Consider the following 22541-nt stretch of genomic DNA (forward strand, 5'->3'; position numbering starts at 1 on the left):
GCGAAGAGCCGGGATCTCCAACGCCAGCCCACCCCCAACGCCCGAGATCCCGGATAACCGCTTCGCGGTTTCCGGGATGACAGCCCCTTCCCGGCCGCCAGAAACATCCATCACCCCTGTGGAAGCCCCCCCTGTGGGAGCGTGCCTGCACGCGAAGCCCCTGCCAAAATTGGACTCAGGCACGCGCCGACAGAACCCCAAACTGTAGGAGGCATCGGATCAATGCTTGAAGTGCACGAACAGCCGCCCGTGGTTCTTCGAATCCTTCTCCAGGCGGTGATAGCGCGCCTTGACCTCGGGCTGCTGCAAAAAGCGCAGCACGCGCTTCTTCAGCTGCCCGCTGCCCTTGCCGTGGATGATCTCCACCGTCTTGATGCGCTTGTCGCAGGCCTGCTCGATCGCGCCGTTCAGCTCGGCGTCGATCCGGCGGCCATTGCGGAAGCACTCGTGCAGATCGATCGACAACCGCGACATCGCGAACCCCGCGAGTAGAGGCTCAGTTCACCGTCACCACGATACAGCGCGCCAGCTGCTGCACCTTGTGCGAGACACTCCCGGAGAGCAGCCCCTGCAGGCCCCCAAGGCCGCGCGAGCCCATCACCACCATGTCCACGTCGTGATACTCGGCCTGTTGCAGGATCACCTTGGCCGGAGAGCCGTCTTCCACATGGTGCTCGATGTCGGTCACGCCCAGATCGGTGAAGTATCCGTGGGCCTGCTCGATCAGCTTCTTCGCGATATCCCGCAGCACCTTCGGCGGCACCGCGGCGCCCACGGCCGCACCGCCCGCTGCCAGCGGCGGATCGTTCGGGTCCGGCAGGTCCGAGAGTTGGCGGATATGCGGCGGCACCTCGCCTTGCAGCAGCACGCTGACCAGCACCACCCGGGCGTGATACTTGGACGCCAGATCCGCGGCCACTTCCACCGCCCGCCAGGCGTTGGCGGAACCATCCACCGGCACCAACATGGTCTTCAGTTCCATACCGCGCTCCTTGTTCCTCACCCCGTGGGACCCAGCCGCTTCCGGGCCGTTCAGTCGCCGCCCAGACTGCCAGAGTTGCCCCCCGCGCGCAGCACTTTTCAGCACCCTATACTGGGCAGAAAATCCGCACAGGAACCGCGATGACCCGCCTGTTCGAAAAGACCTACCTTAAGCCCGGCGCCGCCCCCGGCCACGGCGCCCACGCCACCGAACACCCGCACGCCGACGACGCCACCGTCTCCGCCTGGCACTACCATCGCGAACAGCTCGTCGAACTCGACCCGGAGCGCACCCTGCGCGAAGGCGTGCAGACCGTCGACGGCGGATTCGTCTGGCTGCACTTGCAGGGGGCCCCCAGCCCGCGCCAATTGCACGACCTGGGCGCGGCCTTCGACCTGCACCCGCTGGCGCTGGAAGACGTGCGCCACCAGGGCCAGCGCCCCAAGGTGGACTTCTTCGACGCGCAAATGGTCGCCATCCTGCGTCAGCCGCGCCATCACAACGGCAACATCGAACTCGACCAGCTCAACCTGTTCGTGGTGGGCACCCACCTCGTCATCAGTGTCCATAGCGGCGCGGCCGATCCCTTCGGGCCGGTCCGCGAACGGATGCGCAACGCCAACCGCAACTTCAACCGTCTAGGCGCCGCGTACCTCGCCTACGCCCTGATGGACAGCGTGATCGACCAGGCCTTCCCGGTGCTGGAACACATCAGCGAACGCCTGGAGACACTGGAAGAGACCGTCCTCGACCAGCCCGACCGCCACACCCTCAACGAGATCCATATCCTGCGGCGCGAGCTCCTTGTCCTGCGCCGCCAGCTCTGGCCCACGCGTGACGTGATCGCCCGCCTCATGCGCGACGACCTCGAGCCCTTCACCCCGGAGCTGTTCCCGTACCTGCGCGACGCCTACGACCACACCATCCAGATCATGGATCTGCTGGAGTCCTACCGCGAGATGGCGGCCACCCTGATCGAGGCCTACATGTCCGCCATCAACCAGCGCTCCAACGACGTCATGCGCGTGCTCACCATCATCGCCACCATCTTCATCCCGCTCACCTTCATCGTCGGCATCTACGGCATGAACTTCGAACACCCCGACAGCCCCTGGTCTATGCCCGAGCTCTACACCTACTACGGCTACCCCATCCTGCTCGGCATCATGCTCGCCGTCGTCGCCGTCATGCTCTACCTCTTCCGCCGCCGCGGCTGGCTGTAGCCCCCACACCCCACCCGTCATCGCGAGGCCGCAACCCGGCCGCGCCCCGCTTCCGCACACCTACCGCCCCACCGTCTTCCCCGGCCTCGCCAAACACCCCCGCCGCAGCCCCACACCCCGTCATCCCGGCCGTAGCGCAGCGAAGAGCCGGGATCTCCAACGCCAGCCCAACCCCCAAACGCCCGAGATCCCGGATAACCGCTTCGCGGTTTCCGGGATGACGACACTGGGACAAAGAGCGGCTTCCGGAGCAACAAAGCCAACGACCGACCGGGAACAACGGCAGGGTCGGACCGCGATAACGGGTTAGAGGCCTCGCCCGGCCGGGCTATAGGGAGGAAGCACCGGGGCGATGGGAGACAATCAAAAAAGCCGGGCGGGGAGCCCGGCTTGTTGAGGGGACTGGGGCTTGTTACCAGTCAGGGGCCCCTTCGTCATCGTCATCGTCGTCGTCTTCTTCGTCGTGGTCACCCATGGAGCCGCCGGCCGCACCACCTTCGGCACCACCGCCGCCCATGGTGCCGCCGCCACCGGCGCCACCAGCACCCCCTTCCGGAGCACCCGCGCCGCCACCGGCAGCGCCTTCGGGAGCGCCAGCGCCTCCTTCAGCACCGGCACCGGCCTCCGGGGCACCGGTATCTGCGCCGGCGTCACCGCCCGCCTGGGCGTGCGCCGCGCCAAGGCCGCCCAGCGCAAACATGGAACCCAGCACCATCGCGATCGCAGTTTTCTGGAAAGTCGACATCATGGTTCTCTCCTTCAAGTTGGAATCGAGTCACAGCCAACCGAATCGGGCCAGTCAGGCTTTCAATTGACTGCGCCAGAGAAGGAGCAAGGGGGATGCCAAACATGACCCCTGCTGACGAAGATCTCATCATCGAAACAAAGTGTGATCGATTCCGCTGGCTCACACCGCAACACTCCACTCCGGAATGATGCAAAACGACACATGGGTTATCGCGACCGGGTCAGAACGCCACACCGCCCACGCGGAAAACAAGATCATGCGCCCGCCAGGGCGAACCGCGCGCCCGAGCTTCGTGCCAGAACCAGCAGGAAGACACGCAGACCGGAAGGTTCAGGCTTGGCGAGTGCCCAGGGCACCGGACCGGACGCCACGGCGCTTCGCGCCTCACGATGACGGGACAGATGCCCCACATTTGGCAGGCCCCAACGCCAAACCCCGGCCGCGGCGCCCCACCCCGTCATCCCGGCTGCAGCGCAGCGAAGAGCCGGGATCTCCCACGCCAGCCACCCCACCCGCACCATCCAAACCCCACAAACCCCGTCATCGCGAGGCCGCAACGCGGCCGCGGCGATCTCCAACCGAAGCCACAGACGACAACACCGCCACGGATCGGTAAGGTAGCCCCCAAACGAAAACGGACCTTCGTCACATGGAAGTCACCCCGGGCAACCCGGCCCACGCCGCGTTCTTCGATCACGACACCGCAACGCCGCTGGCCGCCCCCGAGCAGGTCGAGGCGTTCATCGAGCGCTGGCGCGACACCGGCGGCTCCGAGCGCGCCAACTACCAGCTCTTCCTCACCGAGCTGTGCAAGCTGCTGGAGCTGCCCCATCCCGACCCGGCCAGCGACGACACCGCCGACAACGCCTACGTGTTCGAACGCCGCGTCACCATCCGCAACCCGGATGGCAGCGAGAACCGCGGCTACATCGACCTCTACCGCCGCGGCTGCTTCGTACTGGAGGCCAAGCAGACCGGCAAGGGCCTGCACACCCAGGGCTGGGACAAGGCCATGCTCGCCGCGCAGAACCAGGCCGACCAGTACGTGCGCGCCCTGCCGGAAGACGAAGGCCGCCCGCCGTTCATCGTCGTCACCGATGTCGGCCGCAGCCTGGAGCTCTACTCCGAGTTCTCCCGCTCCGGCGGCACCTACGTCCCCTACCCGGACCCGAGTCGCCACCGCATCCGCCTGGAAGACCTGCGCGACCCCGAGATCCAGCAGCGCCTGCACCACCTGTGGCTCGCGCCGGACCAGCTCGACGCCAGCAAGCACGCCGCCCGCGTCACCCGCGAGGTCAGCGCGCGCCTGGCCGAACTGGCCAAATCCCTGGAACAGCAGGGCTTTGATGTTGAGCGCGTCGCCCACTTCCTCAAGCGCTGCCTGTTCACCATGTTCAGCGAGGACGTCGAACTCCTGCCCAAGGGCAGCTTCACCGCCCTGCTGGAGCGCCTGCAGCAAAACCCCGAACACTTCCCCGACGCCATGCGCTCCCTATGGGAGACGATGAACACCGGCGGCTACGAAGGCCAGCTGATGCACAAGGTGCAGCGCTTCAACGGCGGCCTGTTCCAGAACATCGACCCTATCCCGCTCAACGCCGACCAGATCGGTCTGCTCATCCAGGCCGGCAAGGCCGACTGGCGCTTCGTCGAACCCGCCATCTTCGGCACCCTGCTGGAACGCGCGCTGGACCCGCGCGAACGCCACAAGCTCGGCGCCCACTACACCCCGCGCGCCTACGTGGAACGCCTCGTCATGCCCACGCTCATCGAGCCCCTGCGCGCCGAATGGAACACCGTGCAGGTCGCCGCCGAGGCCTGGCTGCAACAGAACAAGCCTGACAAGGCCCTGGACGAGCTGCGCCGCTTCCACCATCGGCTGTGCGAGACGCGCGTGCTCGACCCCGCCTGCGGCTCCGGCAACTTCCTCTACGTGGCACTGGAACACCTCAAGCGCCTCGAAGGCGAAGTGCTCAACCTCATCCGCGACCTGAGCGCCGGCCAGGCCACCTTCGACACCGAAGGACTCACCGTCGACCCGCACCAGTTCCTCGGGCTGGAGATCAACCCGCGCGCCGCCGCCATCGCCGAAATCGTGCTGTGGATCGGCTACCTGCAATGGCACTACCGCCTGCACGGCCGCCTCAGCCTGCCCGAACCCATCCTGCGCGACTTCCACAACATCGAATGCCGCGACGCACTGATCGAATATGACAGCCGCGAACCCATGACCGACGACCACGGCGAACCCGTCACCATCTGGGACGGCATCAGCTACAAGAAAAGCCCCGTCACCGGCGAACTCATCCCCGACGAAACCGGCCGCACCCCCGTCTACCACTACAGCAACCCGCGCCGCGCCGAATGGCCCGAAGCCGACTACATCGTTGGTAACCCGCCGTTTATCGGCGCAAAACGTATGCGCCAGGCGCTAGGCGATGGATACGTCGACGCGGTGCGTGAAGTATTCAGGGGCGTAGTGCCGGACTCGGCCGATTTCGTTATGTACTGGTGGCACATCGCGGCCGAGAAAGTGCGGGAGGGCCGAGCACACCGCTTTGGCTTTATAACCACCAATAGTTTACGCCAGACTTTCAGTCGCCGCGTGGTGGAATCACATCTAAATGACAGCAGGAAACGCCTTTCGCTTGCCTTCGCCATCCCCGACCATCCTTGGATAGAAGCGAGCGATGGTGCCGCCGTGCGCATTGCCATGACGGTTGGGGTGGCTGGCGAACACCCCGGCGTCTTGTGCTATGTGGTCAGCGAACGCGATACGGACGACGATGCCCGTACCGTAGAGTTAGCGCATCGATCTGGCAAGTTATTTTCGAACCTTGAAGTAGGCGCAAATGTGGCTAACGCAAGGGCACTGGAGGCTAATCGAGAAATAAGTAATCGCGGTGTCTGCTTGTTCGGTAAAGGCTTTGTTATAACTCCCGAAGATGCGGCAACAATCGGATTGGGCCATGATGTTGGCCTAGAAAAGAATATCCGTAACTACAGAAATGGCAGGGATCTCACTCAATCTCCGCGCAACGTCATGGTGATCGACTTATACGGCCTCAATATAGACGAAGTGCGGGCAAGCTATCCAAAAGTGTATCAGTGGGTTTTGGAGCGGGTTAAACCCGAGCGTGATAACAACAAACGTGAATCACGGAGAAAGAACTGGTGGCTATTTGGCGAGACAAACCCCAATCTCCGTGAGACATTGAACGGCCTCTCCCGTTACGTTGCCACTGTCCAGACCACCAAGCACCGGGTCTTTCAGTTCATCAATGCCGACATCCTGCCTGATGACGGACTTATCAATATCGCTATCGAATGCCCTTCCGGCATGGGCGTTGTGTCTAGCCGGCTTCATGTTGTTTGGGCATTGGCTACGGGAGGGACACTTGAGGATCGCCCCCGATACAACAAGACCCGCTGTTTCGAGACCTTCCCCTTCCCGGAACTCGACGATCAGCACGCCGCCACCATTGGCGACCTCGCCGAACGCATCGACGCCCACCGCAAGGCGCGCCAGGCCGAACACCCGGACCTCACCCTCACCGGCATGTACAACGTGCTCGAAAAACTGCGCGCCGAAGAACCGCTGACCGCCAAGGAACGCACCATCCACGAACAGGGCCTCCTCTCCCTGCTGCGCGAACTCCACGACGAGCTCGACCGCGCCGTCTTCGACGCCTACGGCTGGAACGACCTCGCCGACCGCCTCGTCGGCCGCCCCGGCGCCACCACCCCGCTGCCGGACAAACCCGCCGACCAGGCCGAAGCCGAAGAAGAACTCCTCAGCCGCCTCGTCGCACTGAACGCCGAACGCGCCGCCGAAGAAGCCCAGGGCCACATCCGCTGGCTACGCCCCGACTACCAGGCCCCCGAAGCCACCCAGACCACCGCCACACTGGAAGCCAAACCCGAGGCCGCCGCCGACACCCCGACCGAACCGGCCAAAAAGCCCACCTGGCCCAAATCCATGCCCGACCAGGTCGAAGCCGTCCGCCGCCTCCTCGCCATCGGCCCCCAAACCCCGGACACCCTGGCCAGCCACTTCAAGCGCAAACCAACCAAATCCATCACCCAGGTCCTCGCTGCACTCCAAGTCTTGGGTCAGGCCACCCAACACGACACCCATTGGCGCCTGACATGACCGCAGATATATCCGCAGACCGGCTAGGCCGAGCCTCACCCCTTCCGAAGCGACCGCCGCGACTTTGCAACAAACACTTGAAGCTGCCGTCCGGTTGGACTCCCAGTGTATCCCGCATCAAAAATGCTAGTACATGGGCAACCTGCTGACTCTTTGGTGGACCCGGTCGCCGAGCCGGTTCAATACCCCAATAAACACGTAGGCCCCTTCATCAAATAATCGTGCGTGCCATCCAATCACTGCTAAACTTATATGAACTACGAAAGAACGCAGAAGGGCAACCCACATCAGCTAACGGTCAAGCAGCATATATTTCCCGCGAGGAGTATTGCCCGCTTCGCGAACGCCTCTGGACGAGTAAGCGTCTTCCTAAAACCAGCCGGCACAACTATACAAGTAAAACCTGATGATCAGGTATTTTGTGCTAAGCGCGCTTGGGATCAGCGCGCGGAGTCTGGTTACATGAAAAGCATTGAAGACAAGTTCCAGGCATTGGCGGATTCCATTCTCAACGGGAATCAGAAGAAAATCGAGCCGCGAGAGAAATGGATCGTCACGGATATGTTTATTCTCTGGAACATTAGGTCTCATCGGCATAAACATCCGATAGAAGACCAATATCTAAACCAAGGCTCTGCTGTCTGTGCTGAGCTCTCAAAAAATGATCAAGAGATACTCGAAAGTAAGCATGTTGGTTTTATACGGCCCAATTTAACCATGCCCGGAAGAAACTTGGCAGGCTTGCACATCCAGAGGAACATGGATATGGCTAGGGAACAAATGAAAGACGCCCAATGGGGAATTTTGACAGCGAAAAAAGGCGAGTTTTTAATTCCAGATAACTTTAGCAACGCAAGAATAATGCCCTTAACGCCAAAGCGTTGCATTTTTTCACAAAGCGACAATGAGGTGATTGGTTTGGAAGCGGTTAGGGAGATTAATAGAGTCGCTTTAGCTAACGATATCCAATTCTGTTTCGCGAGAGATATGAGCAAATGCCCTTTGTGAATTAAAGAAATGCGACGACGGGACCGTTTAACGGGGTCGGCCCTCCAAGAACGGCCTAAGATACGCGGATCGGCGGCGTTGGATAGCCGTCTTGTGTCGTCCCAGGAGCACCGCTGTCCTCACAGGGAGGGGGCGGCGTTGATGGTTCGTTACGGGCTGAATGAGTCATATAGAAGAGAACATAGGGATGCGTCATGAACGGATCAATCTTCTCGGGATCAGCCGAGATAACTGACGAAGGCATAAAGAAGCATTTCAAGAGCTACGAGCCCATACAGGCGATTTTTGAGCTCATTTGGAATGGTCTCGACGCAGGTGCAACAGATGTGAGCGTGACCATAGCTCATAACGACCTGAATGGGCTTGAATCTATCACGGTTCTTGATAATGGTGATGGCATAGACGTAAAACGTCTTGAAAATAACTTCAAAAAGTTCAACGAATCATCGAAACGTCATGACGATGACAAACACGGATCCCATGGGAAGGGGCGTCTCGCGTTCCACAGGTTAAGCGAGAAAGCGAATTGGTACACTCGACGCGACGGCTATGACGCGAAAATAGCAATCGAAAGTAACGCAATTAAGGACTACGCGGGGTCTTACCTTCCTCACACAGAACAGCACGCGCTGTTAAGTGGCCGTAAGTCGGGCACGTGCGTTGAACTCCAAAACTTCAAACAGAATGTGCTACCAGGCCAAGAGGGGCTGATCGACAAACTATCGAAGGAATTCGGATGGTACCTTGTTCTAAATGAAAGCCGAAATATATCAATAAACGGAGTAGATGTCCCAATTCCTGAGCACCACATTCATAAGAATGAGTTCAAGATAGATGGGCACAACTTTTCGGCAACAATTATACGTTGGAACGACAAGCCGAGCTCGGAAAAGTCCTTCAACTATCTGATCAGTAATAAAAATAGGATAGTTCAGAAGGAGCTGAGTCGATTTAACAATAAGATCGCGTTCCACACTAGCGCCTACGTCTCGTCTGCGTGGGTAGATTCCTACGATCCTCAGGCGCTCGAGATGGACCCGTCGAAGTCGGGTGCAACCAAGCTATACCGAAAGGTGATGAATCGGCTTTTAGACATACAAAGAGAAATATATAGCGAATTTCTCCGTCGACATGTAGAGGGCGAAATCGAACGGTTCGATGAACTCGGATATTTCCCTAGTTACAAGGGTTTGGATCCTCATTACGCAGAGTGGCGCAAGAAGAATACAAAAGCCGTTGTTACAGATATATACATTGCTGATCCATCAGTGTTCAAAACTCTCAATGGGAAGCAGGCAAAAATAATAATTAGGCTCTTGGATAAGCTTTTGGTTTCGAATGAGAATAACGAGCTCTTGGATGTTCTTGAGGGTGTTTTAAATCTTGGTTCTGAGCATGTTTCAATTCTCGCCGATCAACTTCAAAAGACTACCCTTGATAATATTGTTAGCACAATAGAGACCCTACAGAAGCGTCAATCTGCGATTCATATGCTTAGAGAGGTGATGGAGAACAGGTACCAAGAGGTTCTTGAGACACCCGATTTACAGAAGATTATCGAAAGAAACACGTGGGTTTTCGGAGCGCAGTACACGACCCTTGGCGCCGAGGAAGACTCATTCACCAAGATCGCAAAGAACCTACGTGATTCGATTCGTGATATTAACACTTTTGATGACGGAGACCTCGCAGAAGGCGCAACGGTTGAGGGCGTGAATCGCCAAGTGGATCTGTTTCTGGCAAGAAAAATCCCTGCGTATGATTCATCGGGGCAACCGCACTATAAGTGTGTAATAGTAGAAATAAAGAGGCCTGGGGTTTCCCTCAACAAGAAACATCTAAGGCAGCTCGATGACTATGCGGAAATAATTGCCAAGCATGGTGGGTTTTCAAGTCAGAAGCTCTGCTTCGAACTTATTTTGGTGGGGAGAAAGATTGCCGAGAACGATTTTGCAATATCGCAGCGGCTGGATAGCCTAAAAGATAAGGCAGAACCAGGGCTTGTCTCGACAGGTCGGATTAAGAGTTACGTTAAGGATTGGTTCACAATTTTTGACGAGTTTGAACTGACTAACGGCTATCTACTTGGGACACTTAATTACAAGCTAGAAGAACTGGTCGGAGTATCAACAAATAGCTTGGTAAATGATCTTCAAGAGGTCAGGGATTAGTCAACGATTCGGGACATAGCAAAAATGGGGACAGATTTATTTTCGGGGCGAACAGCCGTAGCAAAAATGGGGACAGATTTATTTTCGGGGCGAAACAGCCGGGTCGGACCACGGTAACAGACTGACTTTAAACCGATTGTGGAATCTGAAGGGCTGTTCCAGGGCCTTAAACGGCGCGTTCCGGCCCATAAATGGGCTCTTGCTCTGAGATTAGATCCCACTCCGGCACCGCAAAGGGGGTCGGTAGAGGCTCGGGCCGCTCCGACGGATTGCCGCGGCCTCTTCGAGGCCTCGCAATGACGGTGGGGAATGACGGGGCAGACGTTGCTTTGGCCCTCCGCCTCATATTCGAGTAAGAAATCACGGCTTGATCCGATACTATCCGGAATCCGCGCGACAGTGCGGGGCGCTTGGCCCATGGGAGGGTGCCCCCCCATGCTCGCCCCTTGGAAGGAGTAGTCGATGCAGTTCTCGCAAAAGGTGCAGCGGATCAGCGGGCGGTTGTTGAACGCCATCACGGTCGCTTTCGTGGTCCTGCTGGCGGGCATGATTGTGATTGTGGGCAACAGCCTGTGGCAGAACCAGCGCCTGCTGGACGAGCTGCGTCACATCACGGAGGAGCGAGGACAGCGCATCCAGCTGGCGTCCGATCTGCTGGAGGCCGCCTACAATCGCCACCAGACCATGGTGAATCAGGTCATCACCGACGACCCCTTCGAGCGTGATGACCTGATGATGGCGTACCACCGCTGGGGGAACCGGGTTGGCGAGGTGCGCGCGGCCCTCAATGAGCGCGTGACCGAGGATGCGGCGCGGGCCAGACTCGAGGAACAGGATGCCCTGATCCCGGAGATCGTGAGGCTGCAGGACCAAGTGGTGGACCTGGCGGCCCGCGAGGAGATCGCGCCGGCAATGGCGATCCTGAGCGAGCGTCTGTTTGATCTGGATCGCGAGTTCGACAGCTCCATCGAGGCGTTGCGAGCACATGAACGCGCCCAGATGGAAGCCGCAGCCGAGCGCGCAGGCGAAGTCGGGGCGCACACGCAGCGCTTCATGCTGGTGTTCGGTGGCGGCGGCGTGGTGTTCGCGTTGGCTCTGATTCTGCTCACCCGGCGGACCCTGGTGACCATGCACCATGATTTGCGCGAGCAGGCGTCACAGCTCGACGAGGCCGGACGCCAGCTGCAGCACGAGGCTAGCCACGACCCGCTGACCGGTCTACCCAACCGGCGTGCTTTCTATAAGCGCCTGCAGGACGCAATCGCCTGGTCCCAACGGACCGGAGAAGCGTTCTCCGTAGGCTTCATCGATCTCGACCAGTTCAAGCCGGTGAACGATCGGTTCGGACACGCGGCGGGCGACGAACTGCTGGGGGTGGTCGCCCGCCGGCTGGAGGAGGCGCTCAGCGAGCCGGCCTGTGTGGCCCGGGTCGGGGGTGACGAGTTTGCGGTGCTGTTGTTTGGCGAGGATTCAACCGAAGCCGAGGGGAAGCGACTGCAGGCGGCGGTGTCCCGGCCGGTCCAGCTTGCTGCGGGCGAGGTCACGCTGGCGATGACTCTGGGTTGGGCCTACGGTCCGGGAGACGGCGATCCGGACGAACTGCTGGGGCGAGCCGACCGCGCGATGTATGGTCTCAAGGCGGGGCGCGGGACGTAGCCGGAGAAAGAGGACACCACCTTTCCGATCCGATCCGGCACCGCGAATGCTACCAACAAGGACATAACCGGGTCGGACCACGGTAACGCGCTGTAGAAAAGGGACTTTCGTGCGCTCAAGGGTAGTTTCTGAGCCTTCGACAAGGCATTTCGCACCCGAAATGGGACTTCCCGGCACGAACGGGGCTCGGGGTCGGACCCTGCCTGTTGGCCATGATGCCCCGAGCGAGGGGCAACATGGGCTCGGGTCACAACGTGTCGTAATGGCCGCCGATCGCGAAGACGTAGATGGCTTGATCGTCGAAGCGGTAGATCAGGCGATCCCGGGAGGAGAGACGTCGGGACCAGAAGCCCGACAGCGAATGCCGAAGGGGCTCCGGCTTACCCGTTCCCGTAGCTGGATCGTTCCGGAGCATTTCCTTGAGGATCCGGCGCAGGGCTCGATGCAGCTTTGGGTCGCGCTCCCGGAGCGTTTCGTACGCCGCCCAGGTATTACCCTCGAATACCAGTGATCTCATCCATCTCCCCTTCCGTGGGACGGTAGCCTTCTCCCTTCCGATGGGTAACGGCCGAATCGGCGATCTGCTGCATCAGGCTGGAGTTCTGGAGGACGTAGAGCGTTTCCTGCTCCCGCTCCCAGTCGTCCGCACTCATCACCACAAAGGCCTCACCCGCTCGGCGCGTGACCTTGAGCGGCGTGTGCGTAGTGACGGCCTCTTCCACGAAGGCCTTCAGGTTCTCGCGAAACCGGTTCACGCTGACTGTTTCCATGCCGGACCTCAAACGTACGGAAGTACCGTACAACTATAGGCATCCTTCAGGTTCGGTTCAATTGCGTCTTCCGGCGCACCGTTCCCACATGACGTACCGGAGGAAGAGGACATCGACCTTTCAGGTAAGATCCGGCAACGCCAATGCGCCTGGGAAGGTCTCGGGCCAGTCCGGCCGATTGAACAAAGGACGGGGTCGGACCACGGTAACCATCTGTCTTGCGGACGATTAACGTCCCCTCAAGGCTTGTTCAACACATTAAAGCGCCCATTTCGATGCTGAAATCGGCCTCTGGGGGCGCCTATGGGGACGGAAACGGGGACAGATTTATTTCTCCGCGGCCACAACGTCATCTCGGCCGGAGCGAGGCGGAGAATCGAGATCGCTGACGCTAACGCCTACCCCGCCGGCCGAGATCCCGGATAACCGCTTTGCGGTTTCCGGGATGGCGCTCAAACGCCACGAACCATGAGCGGAGGTCTGGTGGCGGCCTAGTTCCTGTTCGACGCTCCGCCAGGAAGGTGCAGCAGGCGTTCGCTTCGCCAGACGCGGACAACCCTCACCCGACCGGGATCACGCCGATACACGATGCGGAAAGGTGGATGGACGAGCTCTCGCAGGAACGGCTGGTCAAATTCGGGCACTACCCTGCCGATGTCGGGGTGGTCGTTCAGGGCCTGGACTCGTTGGAAAATCTCTTGCACCAGCCTCTGTCCGACCTCCGGCACTCCTTGCTCCGAGTACCACTCCTGCATCTGCTCGAGATCGCGCAGGGCGGATTCGGCAAACGTGATCGTAATGCCGGGCATATTGCTAGTTGAGACCGAGCTGCGCCCTGGCCTCGTCCAGCGAGACTTCCCGACCGGCCTCCAGGTCCGCCAGACCCGCGACGACGGCCCGCATGAATTCCCGCTCTTCCTCGGCCTTTTCGTAATCCGCCACCGACTGAACCACGGCAACACCCCTGCCCCGACTAGTCAGCAGTACGGGCCGGTGAACCTCGGCCACGTGTTTCATAACCCGTCCGGGATTCGTCTTCAGGTCGGTCAGGGGGACCAGGTCTTCGGAAAATTTGATCATCGCAATCCGCTCCATCATAAGCCGCCGTTAGGGCGGACTATAGCACCTGTTAAAAGGGCTATGGAGAGCACCCTGCGGAGGAGGATCGGAGAAAGAGGACACCCATCTTCTCCCTGGCGGCAGACCGTCATCCCGGCCGGAGCGAAGCGTAGAGCGGGGATCTCTGGTGTCCGCTCCTGCCCCGGCGCTCGAGATCCCGGATAACCGCTGCGCGGTTTCCGGGATGACCTTCCAGGCTGGGCGAAAGGATAATTCCTGGAACGATCCGACCCGTTGTCGCAGTTTCTGCGGTGTCTGGCAGTGACGGGGTACCCGTACGGTTTACGGAACGTACGCCAAGGCGTACTCTTGATCTAAACCCACACACTTGCGAGGTGCGCCATGACGGGAATTACGGCTACAGAGGCGCGCAGCAACCTCTACCGGCTGATCGACGAAACGGCGGAGTCTCATGAGCCGATTGTCATCACCGGCAAGCGGAACAACGCCGTCTTACTATCCGAGTCGGACTGGTCGGCGATTCAGGAGACCCTGTACCTGCTGTCGGTGCCGGGTATGCGCGAGTCGATCCGCGAGGGCATGGATACCCCGGCGGATGAATGCCACGAGGAGCTGGATTGGTGACATGGAAGTTGGTCTACACCCGGCAGGCTCAAAAAGATGCGAAGAAGCTGGCTGCCAGCGGCCTGAAACCGAAGGCACAGGAACTGCTGACGCTGATCGCGGAAGATCCGTATCGAAAGCCCCCACCTTTCGAGAAGCTGGTGGGTGATCTCTCCGGCGCGTACTCGCGGCGCATCAACATTCAACACCGGTTGGTATACCAAGTGCTAGAAGACGAGCGAGTGGTTAAGGTGATCCGCTTATGGAGCCACTACGAGTAACCCGGCTGCACGATCTCGGATCACCGCTGCGCGGTTCCCGGGACGACGGCCGTTTCAGAACACCGAAAGCCCTGTAGGAACTTGCTTGCAAGCGAAGCCCCAGCCAAAGCCGGACGCGGGCAGGAGCTTCGCTTGCAAGCAAGCTCCTACGCGAGGGCTCCGGAGTCAGACCTTGCCTTTGGCCATGAAAGAAAAACGGGGACAGATTTATTTTCTCATGGCTGACGTGACGGCGGACGGCCAGGATGCCGCCGCTCAACGCGACAGCCGATGATCTGCTCCACCTCATCCACAAAACGCTGGTTGCCGGTGAGTTGGCCGCGCTGCAACGCCTCGCGCATCAACGACGGACGGGGGTCGGGGTCAGACCTTGCCTTTTGCCCCCGCATCAAGGGAGAGGCAAAGGGCAAGGTGTGACCCCGTGATTCCACGAGAGCCACCTACCCCATGGATCGCTGGACTACCCACCCATAACACGGCAGGCCGACGCTAGAACTTTTGCGATCAGGAGATGCGGACACAGCTACGCGGCGTCGAGGACCCGCAACTCAACGTGCAACCCGGCGGCCGCTGCCATGTTCACCAGGGCATCGAGGCTAAACACGTCGATCTTTCCTCGCATCAGATCAGAGACTCGCGGCTGCGTGACTCCGAAGAGTTTCGCGGCCTCGCCCTGTTTCATTTCCGAGCGAACGAGATGGTCCTTGAGGGCCCTCATCAGAGCGGAACGCAGCTTCAGGTTCTCCGCTTCTTCCGGGGTGTTCTCAATCGCATCCCACACGCTGTCGAATCGGTGCTCGGTCATTGGCCTATCTCCTGCAGCAAATCGCGATAACGCTGAGCGGCCAAGTCCAGATCGCTCTTGCGGGTTTTTTGTGTCTTCTTCCAGAAGCAATGCAGCACGTAAACCGCATCCCCGAACTTGGCGACATAGAGGACCCGAAATGCTCCGGCCTCGTCTCGGATCCGGATTTCTCTGACACCCTTCCCCACGGACTGTATCGGCTTCCAGTCGTCGGGGTCTCTTCAATGCTGGAGTTGGTCGATCTGGTGCCCGGCCTCCCGCCTAGCCGACAAGGGGAAAGCACGGAGATCGTCCAGTGCCGTCGCTCGGAACACGACTGGCTTGGGGCCTGAACCGGACATACTCATAGCCTATACAAGTTTTTGTATCTTTGCATCCTGAAACAATGAAACAATGAACAATGGGGACAGATTTATTTTCTCAGGCAAAAGGCAAGGTCTGACCCCATGACTCCTCAGTTCGTAGCCCGCGAGGGTGTGGCGCACGTGGTTCAGGGCCCTGAATAAAGGTAACAGCCGGATTCCTGCGGATGCCTGACGCACGCCGCATGCACGGTGCTTGCCCCCTACCGCATTCCTTGTCGACCGGGTGCGACGAGACGGGTCATCGGAGCGTGTCCGGCAAGGCGTAACTCGTGCTGCGTCCCCCGCCCGGGTTCTTCTTTAATGCGCCTCGAGCCACCAAGTCCGCAATGTCGCGCTGCGCCGTATCCTGCGAGCACTTGGCCATCCGGGCCCAACGTGAAGAGGTCATCCCACCTTCGAATCCGTCCAGTAGGCGATTGAGAACCTTGATCTGTCGGGCATTGAGCGGCTCCGTGGCGAAGCGCTCCCAGAATTGGGCCTTGAACAGCACGTGCTCGAGTGCATCCTGGGCGTTGCTCAGCGAACGCTGCAGGCAGCCCAGGAACCATTCCAGCCACAGGGTGATGTCCAGGTCCCCCTGTTTCTGAGTCCGCTCCAAGTTGGCGTAATAGTCACTGCGTTCCCGAAGGATCTGCCCGGACATGCTGTAGAAACGTTCCGCCGAACCATCCGCTCGTGCCAGCGCCATATCGGCGATTGCCCGAGCGATACGCCCATTTCCATCCGCGAACGGGTGAATGGTCACGAACCAGAGATGGGCCAGCCCCGCCACCACTAGCGGATCCAGAGGGCCGGGCGCCTTGAACCACGCGACGAAGGCGTCGACCTCCCCCGGGATTCGCTCGGCCGGTGGCGCGGAGAAGTGCACCGTCTCCCGACCAACGGGACCCGACACCACCTCCATCGGCCCTTCATCGTCATCCCGCCAACGCGCGACCGGAATCCGCGTCATCCCGCTACGTCCCGTCGGAGACAGGGCCGCATGCCAGTCGAACAGCCGATCCACTGTCAGTTCACGGTCAAAGGACTTCGTGGCATCCAGCATCAGCTCGACCATGCCGTCGACGTCCCGCCCTGAAGCGGTCAGTCCACCCGCCTCCAGGCCGAGGCGACATGCAAGCGAGGAGCGCACCTGATCCAGAGGCAGTCGCTCGCCTTCGATCGCGCCGGAATCCACGATATCCTCCGACAGCACGCGAAACGACGCTTCCTCGCGCAGTGCGAATCCCAATCCCTGCATCCTTCCGAGCAGCCGACCCTGCTCGCGCGCGGCCGCAGCCAGCATCGGCGCGATATGTTCCGCGTCCCACTGCCAGTGGGGCCAGCCGGTCAGTTCCCAGATGTATTGCACGACATTCTCCGCAATATATGCGTAGATTATGCGGATCAATCTCCGCATTTCCAAGCGGCTTCGGGGTCAGACCCTGCCTGTTGCCCATGAAGCGCGGTCACATAACCCACATAACGGGTCGGACCACGGGAACAGACTGACTTTAAACCGATGGTGGAATCTGAAGGGCTGTTTCAGGGCCTTAGACGGCGCATTCCGGCCCATAAATGGGCTCTTGCTCTGAGATTAGACCCCACTCCGGCACCGCAAAGGGGATCGGTAGAGTCTCGGGTCGCTCCGACGGATTGCCGCGACCTCTTCGAGGCCTCGCAATGACGGTGCCTTACCACGTGACGGGGTCGGACCACGGTAACCGATTGGAATAAAGATACTTTAAGGTGCTGGAACGCTGAATTAGGGCCTTATATGGCCATTTTTGGGCTCGATATGGCCTTTCGCGCCAGCGACCGTACGGCTCCCACGATACGGGACGTCAGAGGTTCAGAGCCTGTCGTAGTGGCCGCCGATGGCGAAGATGTAGATCGCGTGATCGTCGAAGCAGTAGATCAGGCGGTCCCTGGCGGAGGGTGCCTCGGGGATCAAACCTTACCTTCTGTGGCCATAACAGTCGATCGGCAACCGTGCCGCTCCAGCCGATTGCCGCGGCCTCTTCCAGCCCCCCAATCACCGCGCTTCGGCAATCAACCCTCATATAGAGGAGACCTATGTTTACACGCCCCACCGTTGACGCAGTACCATCGGGAAACCGTGGACCGGGGGGCAGCCTGACCTCGCGCCCCTGCCAAGGCGAAGGAACAACCCGATCGCAGGTATAGGCTCGCGGAAGGACGCAGGCTAGCGCGAATCGGGTGGAAGCCCGATGCTCTCGCGCATCAGATCCAGCAAGCCATCAACCGCAGACGGATGGTCGGGCTCGAACATCGCTCCCGCGCCTTGCTCATCCAGTCGCATCACGATGCAATGCCAGACATGGGCCCGGTCATCCCCCCACTCCTCCGGGCTCACGATCAGTCGCAGTCTTGTATTCCTGGAGAGACCTGAGTCGGGAAGCTCCACATACAGCCCGCTAAGGCTGACATCTCGCACTCGTCCACTTGTCCGATATTCGGGGTCGCCGGAAAGACCCTCCACAACCGCTGTCATACGGACGGCCCTGCGGCGCCCTTCGCGAAGTTCCATTCTCAGACTCCCGCCTTGGTCCCGACGACCCTGGCATTCTCTTGTCGCTCTGCCCAATGTAGCGCATGGTGATAGCAGCGTTGAGGAAGGCCTCGACCGGGCTCGGGCTCAACCTCGTCATGGCGCCAGTCGACAACCCTCGTCCGGTGCCGCCGCGCCCTGTTGTTAGCGTGCCCGCCGATCCACAAAAGGGCAAGAGGCAAGGTCTGACCCCGAAGTCCCGTGCGTCTTCGCCTCCATTCCGCAGCCGCGCGTGCTGTTGGCGTTATGCTTTTAGAGGACTCGTCAAGTGATAGAAGCAGTGTCAAGTAAGAACATCGAAGAAGCACTCCCGCTGATTAGGAAATACCAGGAGTTCTACAAGGTTCAGGAAATTGATGATGAGAAGAATCGAGTGTTCTTCTCGCAGTTCAGCGAAAATGGAAATAATGGCTGCATTTTCCTGTTCAGGAGCAAAGCCGGAGACGCCGTGGCTTTTGCTACTGTATATTTTACGTATGTATCCAGTATTCCAGCTCGGGTCGGCGTTATGAGCGACCTTTATACATTGCCAGCCCATAGAGGAAACGGGATAGGTAAGCGGCTGATCAATCATTGCTTGGAGTTCGCCCGGGAAAAGGGTGCAGCAAGACTTCAATGGCTTACAGCCCAAGACAATCATCCGGCTCAAAAACTTTACGACTCTCTTAATACAAAAAAGAGCGCATGGTATGTCTACACGTACAGCGCATAGCCAAGCAAAGCAGTTCGGCCCTGCGGACTCATGACGGGGTCGGACCACGGTAACTCTCTGCAGGAACGAGGCTTTCTTGCCCCGAAGCGCGGTTTCTGTGCCTTAAACGTGGCATTTCACGCCCGAAAGGCGGCCTTTATGGCACCCTCGCTGCTCCTGGGGGCGCAAAGATGGCGGGGCCGGCGCAAGAAGAGAAAAGACATCCACCTGCTTCCAGGCGCCACGCCATCATCCCGGCTATCCGCTGTGCGGTTTCCGGGATGACCAGACAGGCCAGACGAAAGACGACACCCACCTTACGTCCAGGGTCCGGAACCACAAATGGGGAAGGTAAGGTCTCGGGCCGATCCGGCGGATTGCCACGGCCTCTGCGCGATCGCGCGATGGAGTTTACATACGGCGAGATCGAGGCCGTGCGCATCCGAACCCAGCGCGCCAGCAGGCCGTGCGTTAATCCGCCGTGCCAGTCACCCGACGGCAGGCGCGCATCACCTCGAACGCGGGCACGCCGGACTGCCCGTTCAGGTTCTCCAGCAAACAGTGCTCATAGGACTTGTACTGCGGATCACCCGAGGTCGAAAGGGCCGCGCCCAGGCCTGCGCCCGACGCGAATGCCAAGACCACCCATAGCGCCACAGCACCCGGGGTTCGCGCCTGCCTCCAAGGGTCACTCACCCGGAATGCCTCCCTCGAAAGAATAGCGGGATCGGACCACGGTAACCCTCTGAACCACAACAGGTGCAAATGTCGCCGTTCCCACCCTAAAAACTGGATCCACTTGCACCCCTCGCTTGCCATTTCTGCGCGCCAAAGGGTGGCACCAACAAATCGATCGAAGCCCGCCACGACCCCCAGGTGCTCGCCGAGCGCAGGACGCCGGGGGATAACGGGAACTCCGCTCGATTGCAAAGACCGCGCAGGAACAGCTAGATACGTAATCCCTTCCAAATCTAACACACCAGGAACGGCCGATCGTGCGTTAACGCGAGGCGTCGTGAGCGACTGTTGAGTCATTCGGCCTGGTTAGCCACTAGACATTGCAACCCTATTTTTCTTCGTCTATAACTCGCAGGCCCCTCGTCAGGTATATGGACATACGTATATACGCATTAAGAGATAAGGAGATAATTATATGAATAGGAAGACCCTTGTGGCCGCTATGGCTAGTGTATTCGCGTTCCCGGCCATGGCCGCTGCCGATTCGTCCGTCACCCTATTCGGTCAACTGCAGCCGCAAATTGTCTACCAGAGCGCGTCTGGCGATGACAGCTTCGACAGCGGATTCCGCCAGTACGATGGAGGAGGAGCACGACAGGCCGCCAATGGGTCCAACCCTGGTCGACTGGGCGTATTGGTCCGGCACGATCTCGGTAACGGGCTTACCGCGCTCGCCAAGATGGAGCAGGATGCCAACACCGTGTCCGGATTCGGTTCAGGGCCTCGCGAGATTTACGTTGGCCTTTCTGGCGATTTCGGTCGTGTGATTGTCGGTCGATTGACGTCCCCCTACAGCACGGCGGGCAAGGACCCGTTGAATGCTACCTTCATGCAGCAGCGGGTCCTCGGCGGCCGCCTTTCCCCGGGTGGGTATGGCTGGGGCGGATTTGTAAACGGATCCTATCTTGATCGTGGTATCCGCTATACAAATGACTTCGGCCCTGTTTATTTCGATATCGCAACATTTCTTGATAACGAAGACGATAGCAACTCGGCTTTTGCTGCACGACTCGCTTTTGATTTGGGTGCTACAGAGATCTATGGCGCATATCAGCGAGGCGACGAGAACAACCAGACCGAAGGCTTATCCATACTCGATGGTTTCAACGACGCTTTTGCCGACAACCTCCGGGTGGCCAAGCTGGGGGCTGACTGGCGCCAGGGCCCTTGGCGCTTGAATTTCGAGGCCGAGGATGCGGTGCTGGACGATGCAGACGGTGTTGAAGTGTTTGACGGCAACACCTACTTTGCTGCGGGGACGTATCGCATGGGCGAAACCGACTTCACGCTTAGCTTGGGCCATACGCGCAATACAGTTCCGGATGACACCGAGAAAACCGACTCAGCCGCAATTGCAGTAACCCATCACCTGAGCAATCGTGTACGAATCTTTGGGGGGGTGGCCTACACCAAGGAAAAAGACAATGTGAACGATCCCAGCTACACCGCGGTAGGCGGGGGTATGCGCGTCGCGTTCTGATTCTCAGGCAAAGTGAGAATAGGTGAGCGTCATATGTGACGCCGATTTTTCGGGGCCAAGACGGCCCCGTTTTTCGTTCGAACGCTAGATCAGATCACTGGAGTCAGCCGTTGCGCTTTGCTCCCGTGTCTACGGAGTCTAGTTGTCAGGTCTCGGCTGGTCATATACACGTTTTCGAAACAACTCGGGGCGTTCATGCTGCCAGGCCTTGAGGGTTTCCACCGGCGTTCGATGCCCCAGCGCCTTCTGGCCGATGTGATGGTTGTACAGCCGCTGGTAGTGCCGCAGCGCCTCGTCCAGGTGCAGGCCAGAGTTGAAGTGCCGCGTCCGCAGCAGGTCGGCGATGCGCCCGTTGAAGCGTTCGACCATGCCGTTGGTCTGGGGCCGCTTGGGCCGGATCAGGCGATGCTCGATCCTGTGCTCGGCACACAGCCGGTCGAAGGGGTGATACCCCGTCGGCTCGCGCTCCCCGGTCGCGGCAAAGCGGTCGGTGAACTCCTTGCCGTTGTCGGTGACGAGATGGGTGATATGGAACGGGGCTTTCTCGAGCAGCTTCTTCAGAAAGCCGCGCGCGGCTTCGGCGCTCTTGGTGCGCCGCACCTCCAGGTACACCCAGCGGCTGGCCCGGTCGATGGCGACGAACAGATAGCCCCGCGAGGCCTGGTCCGCCATCTGCGGCAGGTACTTCACGTCCACATGCACAAAGCCCGGCACGTAGTCCTTGAACGGCTTGTACGCCGGTTCCTCGGGTTCCCCGTCGCGTTCCCGCTGCAGGGCCCGCAGGTCGCCCACGCCGTGCCGGCGCAGGCAGCGCGCCAGCGCCGCCCGGCTGAGATCCGGGTTCAGGAACTCGCGCGCCACGATCAGCAGGTCATCCAGCGACAGGAGTGCGACCTCGCGCACCTGGACCACAATCGACTCCTGCTCCGGGGTCAGGGTCGTGTGCAGCCGCTTGGGGCAATGAGACCGATCTTCCACCTCCCGGCGGTAGCGCCACTTGCGCACGGTCATGCGGGTAATGCCGTAGCGCCGAGCAAGCTCGGGGTCGCTCACGCCGGGCGGTGCCTCCTGCAGCTCTCGCCGGATCTGAGGGGTGGTGCGCGCGTTCGAATGGATCGTACTCGCCATGCTATCCGTCCTGCGTGGGGCCGTCGCACACGATACTCAGCCACTCCCGGCCACGAAACAGGGGTGCCTTCTCGTGCGGTATAGAATCATCCGTTACCCAACATCTAG

General features: G+C 59.9%; 21 protein-coding genes and 3 pseudogenes. 9 read left to right on the forward strand and 15 right to left on the reverse strand.

The window, feature by feature from the left end; genetic code table 11:
- Positions 1 to 219: 219 nt before the first annotated feature.
- Complete coding sequence (locus G315_RS0110310) at positions 220 to 474, reverse strand: Smr/MutS family protein (RefSeq protein ID WP_018146348.1); 255 nt, start codon at positions 472 to 474, stop codon at positions 220 to 222.
- Positions 475 to 496: 22 nt separating this feature from the next.
- Complete coding sequence (locus G315_RS0110315; protein ID WP_018146349.1) at positions 497 to 982, reverse strand: universal stress protein; 486 nt, start codon at positions 980 to 982, stop codon at positions 497 to 499.
- Between the two features lie 140 nt (positions 983 to 1122).
- On the opposite strand from G315_RS0110315, the gene corA reads away from it, so the two are divergent.
- Positions 1123 to 2205, forward strand: a complete 1083-nt coding sequence (gene corA, locus G315_RS0110320; protein WP_019612476.1) for a magnesium/cobalt transporter CorA — start codon at positions 1123 to 1125, stop codon at positions 2203 to 2205.
- Between the two features lie 412 nt (positions 2206 to 2617).
- On the opposite strand, the gene G315_RS0110325 is transcribed toward corA, so the two are convergent.
- Positions 2618 to 2953 (reverse strand): hypothetical protein, encoded by a 336-nt coding sequence (locus G315_RS0110325; RefSeq protein WP_018168017.1) that lies wholly within the window; start codon positions 2951 to 2953, stop codon positions 2618 to 2620.
- Positions 2954 to 3602: 649 nt separating this feature from the next.
- Between G315_RS0110325 and G315_RS0110330 the strand changes: the two genes are divergently transcribed.
- The 4 genes from G315_RS0110330 to G315_RS0110340 all read left to right on the forward strand — a co-directional run bounded on the left by G315_RS0110330 (position 3603) and on the right by G315_RS0110340 (position 11941).
- Positions 3603 to 7106 (forward strand): DNA methyltransferase, encoded by a 3504-nt coding sequence (locus tag G315_RS0110330; RefSeq protein ID WP_019612477.1) that lies wholly within the window; start codon positions 3603 to 3605, stop codon positions 7104 to 7106.
- Between the two features lie 462 nt (positions 7107 to 7568).
- The gene (locus G315_RS14565; RefSeq protein ID WP_155986094.1) at positions 7569 to 8114 is read left to right on the forward strand and encodes a hypothetical protein; all 546 of its coding nucleotides are present in this window, start codon (positions 7569 to 7571) and stop codon (positions 8112 to 8114) included.
- A gap of 194 nt (positions 8115 to 8308) precedes the next feature.
- The gene (locus G315_RS0110335; protein ID WP_019612478.1) at positions 8309 to 10285 is read left to right on the forward strand and encodes an ATP-binding protein; all 1977 of its coding nucleotides are present in this window, start codon (positions 8309 to 8311) and stop codon (positions 10283 to 10285) included.
- A gap of 462 nt (positions 10286 to 10747) precedes the next feature.
- Positions 10748 to 11941 carry a diguanylate cyclase domain-containing protein gene (locus G315_RS0110340; RefSeq protein ID WP_018146355.1) on the forward strand — a complete coding sequence of 398 codons (1194 nt, stop codon included), beginning with the start codon at positions 10748 to 10750 and terminating at the stop codon, positions 11939 to 11941.
- Positions 11942 to 12188: 247 nt separating this feature from the next.
- Here the strand turns inward: G315_RS0110340 and G315_RS14315 are convergent, their stop codons facing one another.
- From G315_RS14315 to G315_RS0110360, 4 genes are all read right to left on the reverse strand, one after another.
- Positions 12189 to 12458, reverse strand: coding sequence for a Txe/YoeB family addiction module toxin (locus G315_RS14315; protein ID WP_081624471.1), 270 nt, complete (start codon positions 12456 to 12458; stop codon positions 12189 to 12191).
- On the reverse strand, positions 12433 to 12711 hold the full coding sequence (locus tag G315_RS0110350; protein ID WP_024327451.1) for a type II toxin-antitoxin system Phd/YefM family antitoxin: 279 nt from the start codon (positions 12709 to 12711) through the stop codon (positions 12433 to 12435). The genes G315_RS14315 and G315_RS0110350 overlap by 26 nt, the downstream gene beginning before the upstream one ends.
- Before the next feature lie 491 nt (positions 12712 to 13202).
- Positions 13203 to 13520 (reverse strand): type II toxin-antitoxin system RelE/ParE family toxin, encoded by a 318-nt coding sequence (locus G315_RS0110355; RefSeq protein WP_019612479.1) that lies wholly within the window; start codon positions 13518 to 13520, stop codon positions 13203 to 13205.
- Positions 13521 to 13524: 4 nt separating this feature from the next.
- Positions 13525 to 13809 (reverse strand): type II toxin-antitoxin system Phd/YefM family antitoxin, encoded by a 285-nt coding sequence (locus G315_RS0110360; RefSeq protein WP_018880673.1) that lies wholly within the window; start codon positions 13807 to 13809, stop codon positions 13525 to 13527.
- A 363-nt stretch (positions 13810 to 14172) separates the two neighbouring features.
- Between G315_RS0110360 and G315_RS0110365 the strand changes: the two genes are divergently transcribed.
- Positions 14173 to 14415: a type II toxin-antitoxin system Phd/YefM family antitoxin gene (locus G315_RS0110365; RefSeq protein WP_018139194.1), complete on the forward strand. Its 243-nt coding sequence runs from the start codon at positions 14173 to 14175 to the stop codon at positions 14413 to 14415.
- A complete protein-coding gene (locus G315_RS0110370; RefSeq protein ID WP_019612481.1) occupies positions 14412 to 14675 on the forward strand; it encodes a Txe/YoeB family addiction module toxin in 264 nt (87 codons plus the stop codon). The genes G315_RS0110365 and G315_RS0110370 overlap by 4 nt, the downstream gene beginning before the upstream one ends.
- A gap of 215 nt (positions 14676 to 14890) precedes the next feature.
- On the opposite strand, the pseudogene G315_RS14745 reads toward G315_RS0110370, so the two are convergent.
- From G315_RS14745 to G315_RS0110395, 6 genes and pseudogenes are all read right to left on the reverse strand, one after another.
- Positions 14891 to 15028: pseudogene (locus G315_RS14745) on the reverse strand (transposase); the annotation flags it as partial.
- Positions 15029 to 15198: 170 nt separating this feature from the next.
- The gene (locus tag G315_RS0110375) at positions 15199 to 15480 is read right to left on the reverse strand and encodes a helix-turn-helix domain-containing protein (RefSeq protein ID WP_012982512.1); all 282 of its coding nucleotides are present in this window, start codon (positions 15478 to 15480) and stop codon (positions 15199 to 15201) included.
- A pseudogene (locus G315_RS13810) lies at positions 15477 to 15827 on the reverse strand (type II toxin-antitoxin system RelE/ParE family toxin). Before G315_RS13810 ends, G315_RS0110375 begins: the two are co-directional and overlap by 4 nt.
- Positions 15828 to 16083: 256 nt before the next feature.
- Positions 16084 to 17196, reverse strand: a complete 1113-nt coding sequence (locus tag G315_RS0110385) for a Fic family protein (RefSeq protein ID WP_026338872.1) — start codon at positions 17194 to 17196, stop codon at positions 16084 to 16086.
- Positions 17197 to 17676: 480 nt separating this feature from the next.
- Positions 17677 to 17760, reverse strand: a pseudogene (locus G315_RS14660) (Txe/YoeB family addiction module toxin); the annotation flags it as partial.
- Positions 17761 to 18030: 270 nt separating this feature from the next.
- Positions 18031 to 18375 (reverse strand): PilZ domain-containing protein, encoded by a 345-nt coding sequence (locus G315_RS0110395; RefSeq protein ID WP_018146362.1) that lies wholly within the window; start codon positions 18373 to 18375, stop codon positions 18031 to 18033.
- Positions 18376 to 18664: 289 nt separating this feature from the next.
- Between G315_RS0110395 and G315_RS14320 the strand changes: the two genes are divergently transcribed.
- Complete coding sequence (locus G315_RS14320; protein ID WP_081612147.1) at positions 18665 to 19108, forward strand: GNAT family N-acetyltransferase; 444 nt, start codon at positions 18665 to 18667, stop codon at positions 19106 to 19108.
- Positions 19109 to 19558: 450 nt separating this feature from the next.
- On the opposite strand, the gene G315_RS14750 is transcribed toward G315_RS14320, so the two are convergent.
- Positions 19559 to 19726: a hypothetical protein gene (locus G315_RS14750; protein WP_231367519.1), complete on the reverse strand. Its 168-nt coding sequence runs from the start codon at positions 19724 to 19726 to the stop codon at positions 19559 to 19561.
- A gap of 514 nt (positions 19727 to 20240) precedes the next feature.
- Between G315_RS14750 and G315_RS0110405 the strand changes: the two genes are divergently transcribed.
- Positions 20241 to 21305 (forward strand): porin, encoded by a 1065-nt coding sequence (locus G315_RS0110405; RefSeq protein ID WP_018146364.1) that lies wholly within the window; start codon positions 20241 to 20243, stop codon positions 21303 to 21305.
- 138 nt (positions 21306 to 21443) lie between these two features.
- Here G315_RS0110405 and G315_RS0110410 read toward each other — a convergent pair whose 3' ends face one another.
- Positions 21444 to 22433 (reverse strand): IS481 family transposase, encoded by a 990-nt coding sequence (locus G315_RS0110410; RefSeq protein ID WP_019612484.1) that lies wholly within the window; start codon positions 22431 to 22433, stop codon positions 21444 to 21446.
- Positions 22434 to 22541 lie beyond the last annotated feature (108 nt).

It is taken from the genome of Thioalkalivibrio sp. AKL7 (assembly GCF_000381705.1).
GTDB classification, from domain to species: domain Bacteria; phylum Pseudomonadota; class Gammaproteobacteria; order Ectothiorhodospirales; family Ectothiorhodospiraceae; genus Thioalkalivibrio; species Thioalkalivibrio versutus.

Bases quoted from the DNA above. Each gene is read 5' to 3' on its own strand.
- G315_RS0110310 (WP_018146348.1), bottom strand. From the start codon at position 474: ATGTCGCGGTTGTCGATCGATCTGCACGAGTGCTTCCGCAATGGCCGC.
- G315_RS0110315 (WP_018146349.1), bottom strand. From the start codon at position 982: ATGGAACTGAAGACCATGTTGGTGCCGGTGGATGGTTCCGCCAACGCC.
- corA (WP_019612476.1), top strand. From the start codon at position 1,123: ATGACCCGCCTGTTCGAAAAGACCTACCTTAAGCCCGGCGCCGCCCCC.
- G315_RS0110325 (WP_018168017.1), bottom strand. From the start codon at position 2,953: ATGATGTCGACTTTCCAGAAAACTGCGATCGCGATGGTGCTGGGTTCC.
- G315_RS0110330 (WP_019612477.1), top strand. From the start codon at position 3,603: ATGGAAGTCACCCCGGGCAACCCGGCCCACGCCGCGTTCTTCGATCAC.
- G315_RS14565 (WP_155986094.1), top strand. From the start codon at position 7,569: ATGAAAAGCATTGAAGACAAGTTCCAGGCATTGGCGGATTCCATTCTC.
- G315_RS0110335 (WP_019612478.1), top strand. From the start codon at position 8,309: ATGAACGGATCAATCTTCTCGGGATCAGCCGAGATAACTGACGAAGGC.
- G315_RS0110340 (WP_018146355.1), top strand. From the start codon at position 10,748: ATGCAGTTCTCGCAAAAGGTGCAGCGGATCAGCGGGCGGTTGTTGAAC.
- G315_RS14315 (WP_081624471.1), bottom strand. From the start codon at position 12,458: ATGAGATCACTGGTATTCGAGGGTAATACCTGGGCGGCGTACGAAACG.
- G315_RS0110350 (WP_024327451.1), bottom strand. From the start codon at position 12,711: ATGGAAACAGTCAGCGTGAACCGGTTTCGCGAGAACCTGAAGGCCTTC.
- G315_RS0110355 (WP_019612479.1), bottom strand. From the start codon at position 13,520: ATGCCCGGCATTACGATCACGTTTGCCGAATCCGCCCTGCGCGATCTC.
- G315_RS0110360 (WP_018880673.1), bottom strand. From the start codon at position 13,809: ATGATGGAGCGGATTGCGATGATCAAATTTTCCGAAGACCTGGTCCCC.
- G315_RS0110365 (WP_018139194.1), top strand. From the start codon at position 14,173: ATGACGGGAATTACGGCTACAGAGGCGCGCAGCAACCTCTACCGGCTG.
- G315_RS0110375 (WP_012982512.1), bottom strand. From the start codon at position 15,480: ATGACCGAGCACCGATTCGACAGCGTGTGGGATGCGATTGAGAACACC.
- G315_RS0110395 (WP_018146362.1), bottom strand. From the start codon at position 18,375: ATGGAACTTCGCGAAGGGCGCCGCAGGGCCGTCCGTATGACAGCGGTT.
- G315_RS0110405 (WP_018146364.1), top strand. From the start codon at position 20,241: ATGAATAGGAAGACCCTTGTGGCCGCTATGGCTAGTGTATTCGCGTTC.
- G315_RS0110410 (WP_019612484.1), bottom strand. From the start codon at position 22,433: ATGGCGAGTACGATCCATTCGAACGCGCGCACCACCCCTCAGATCCGG.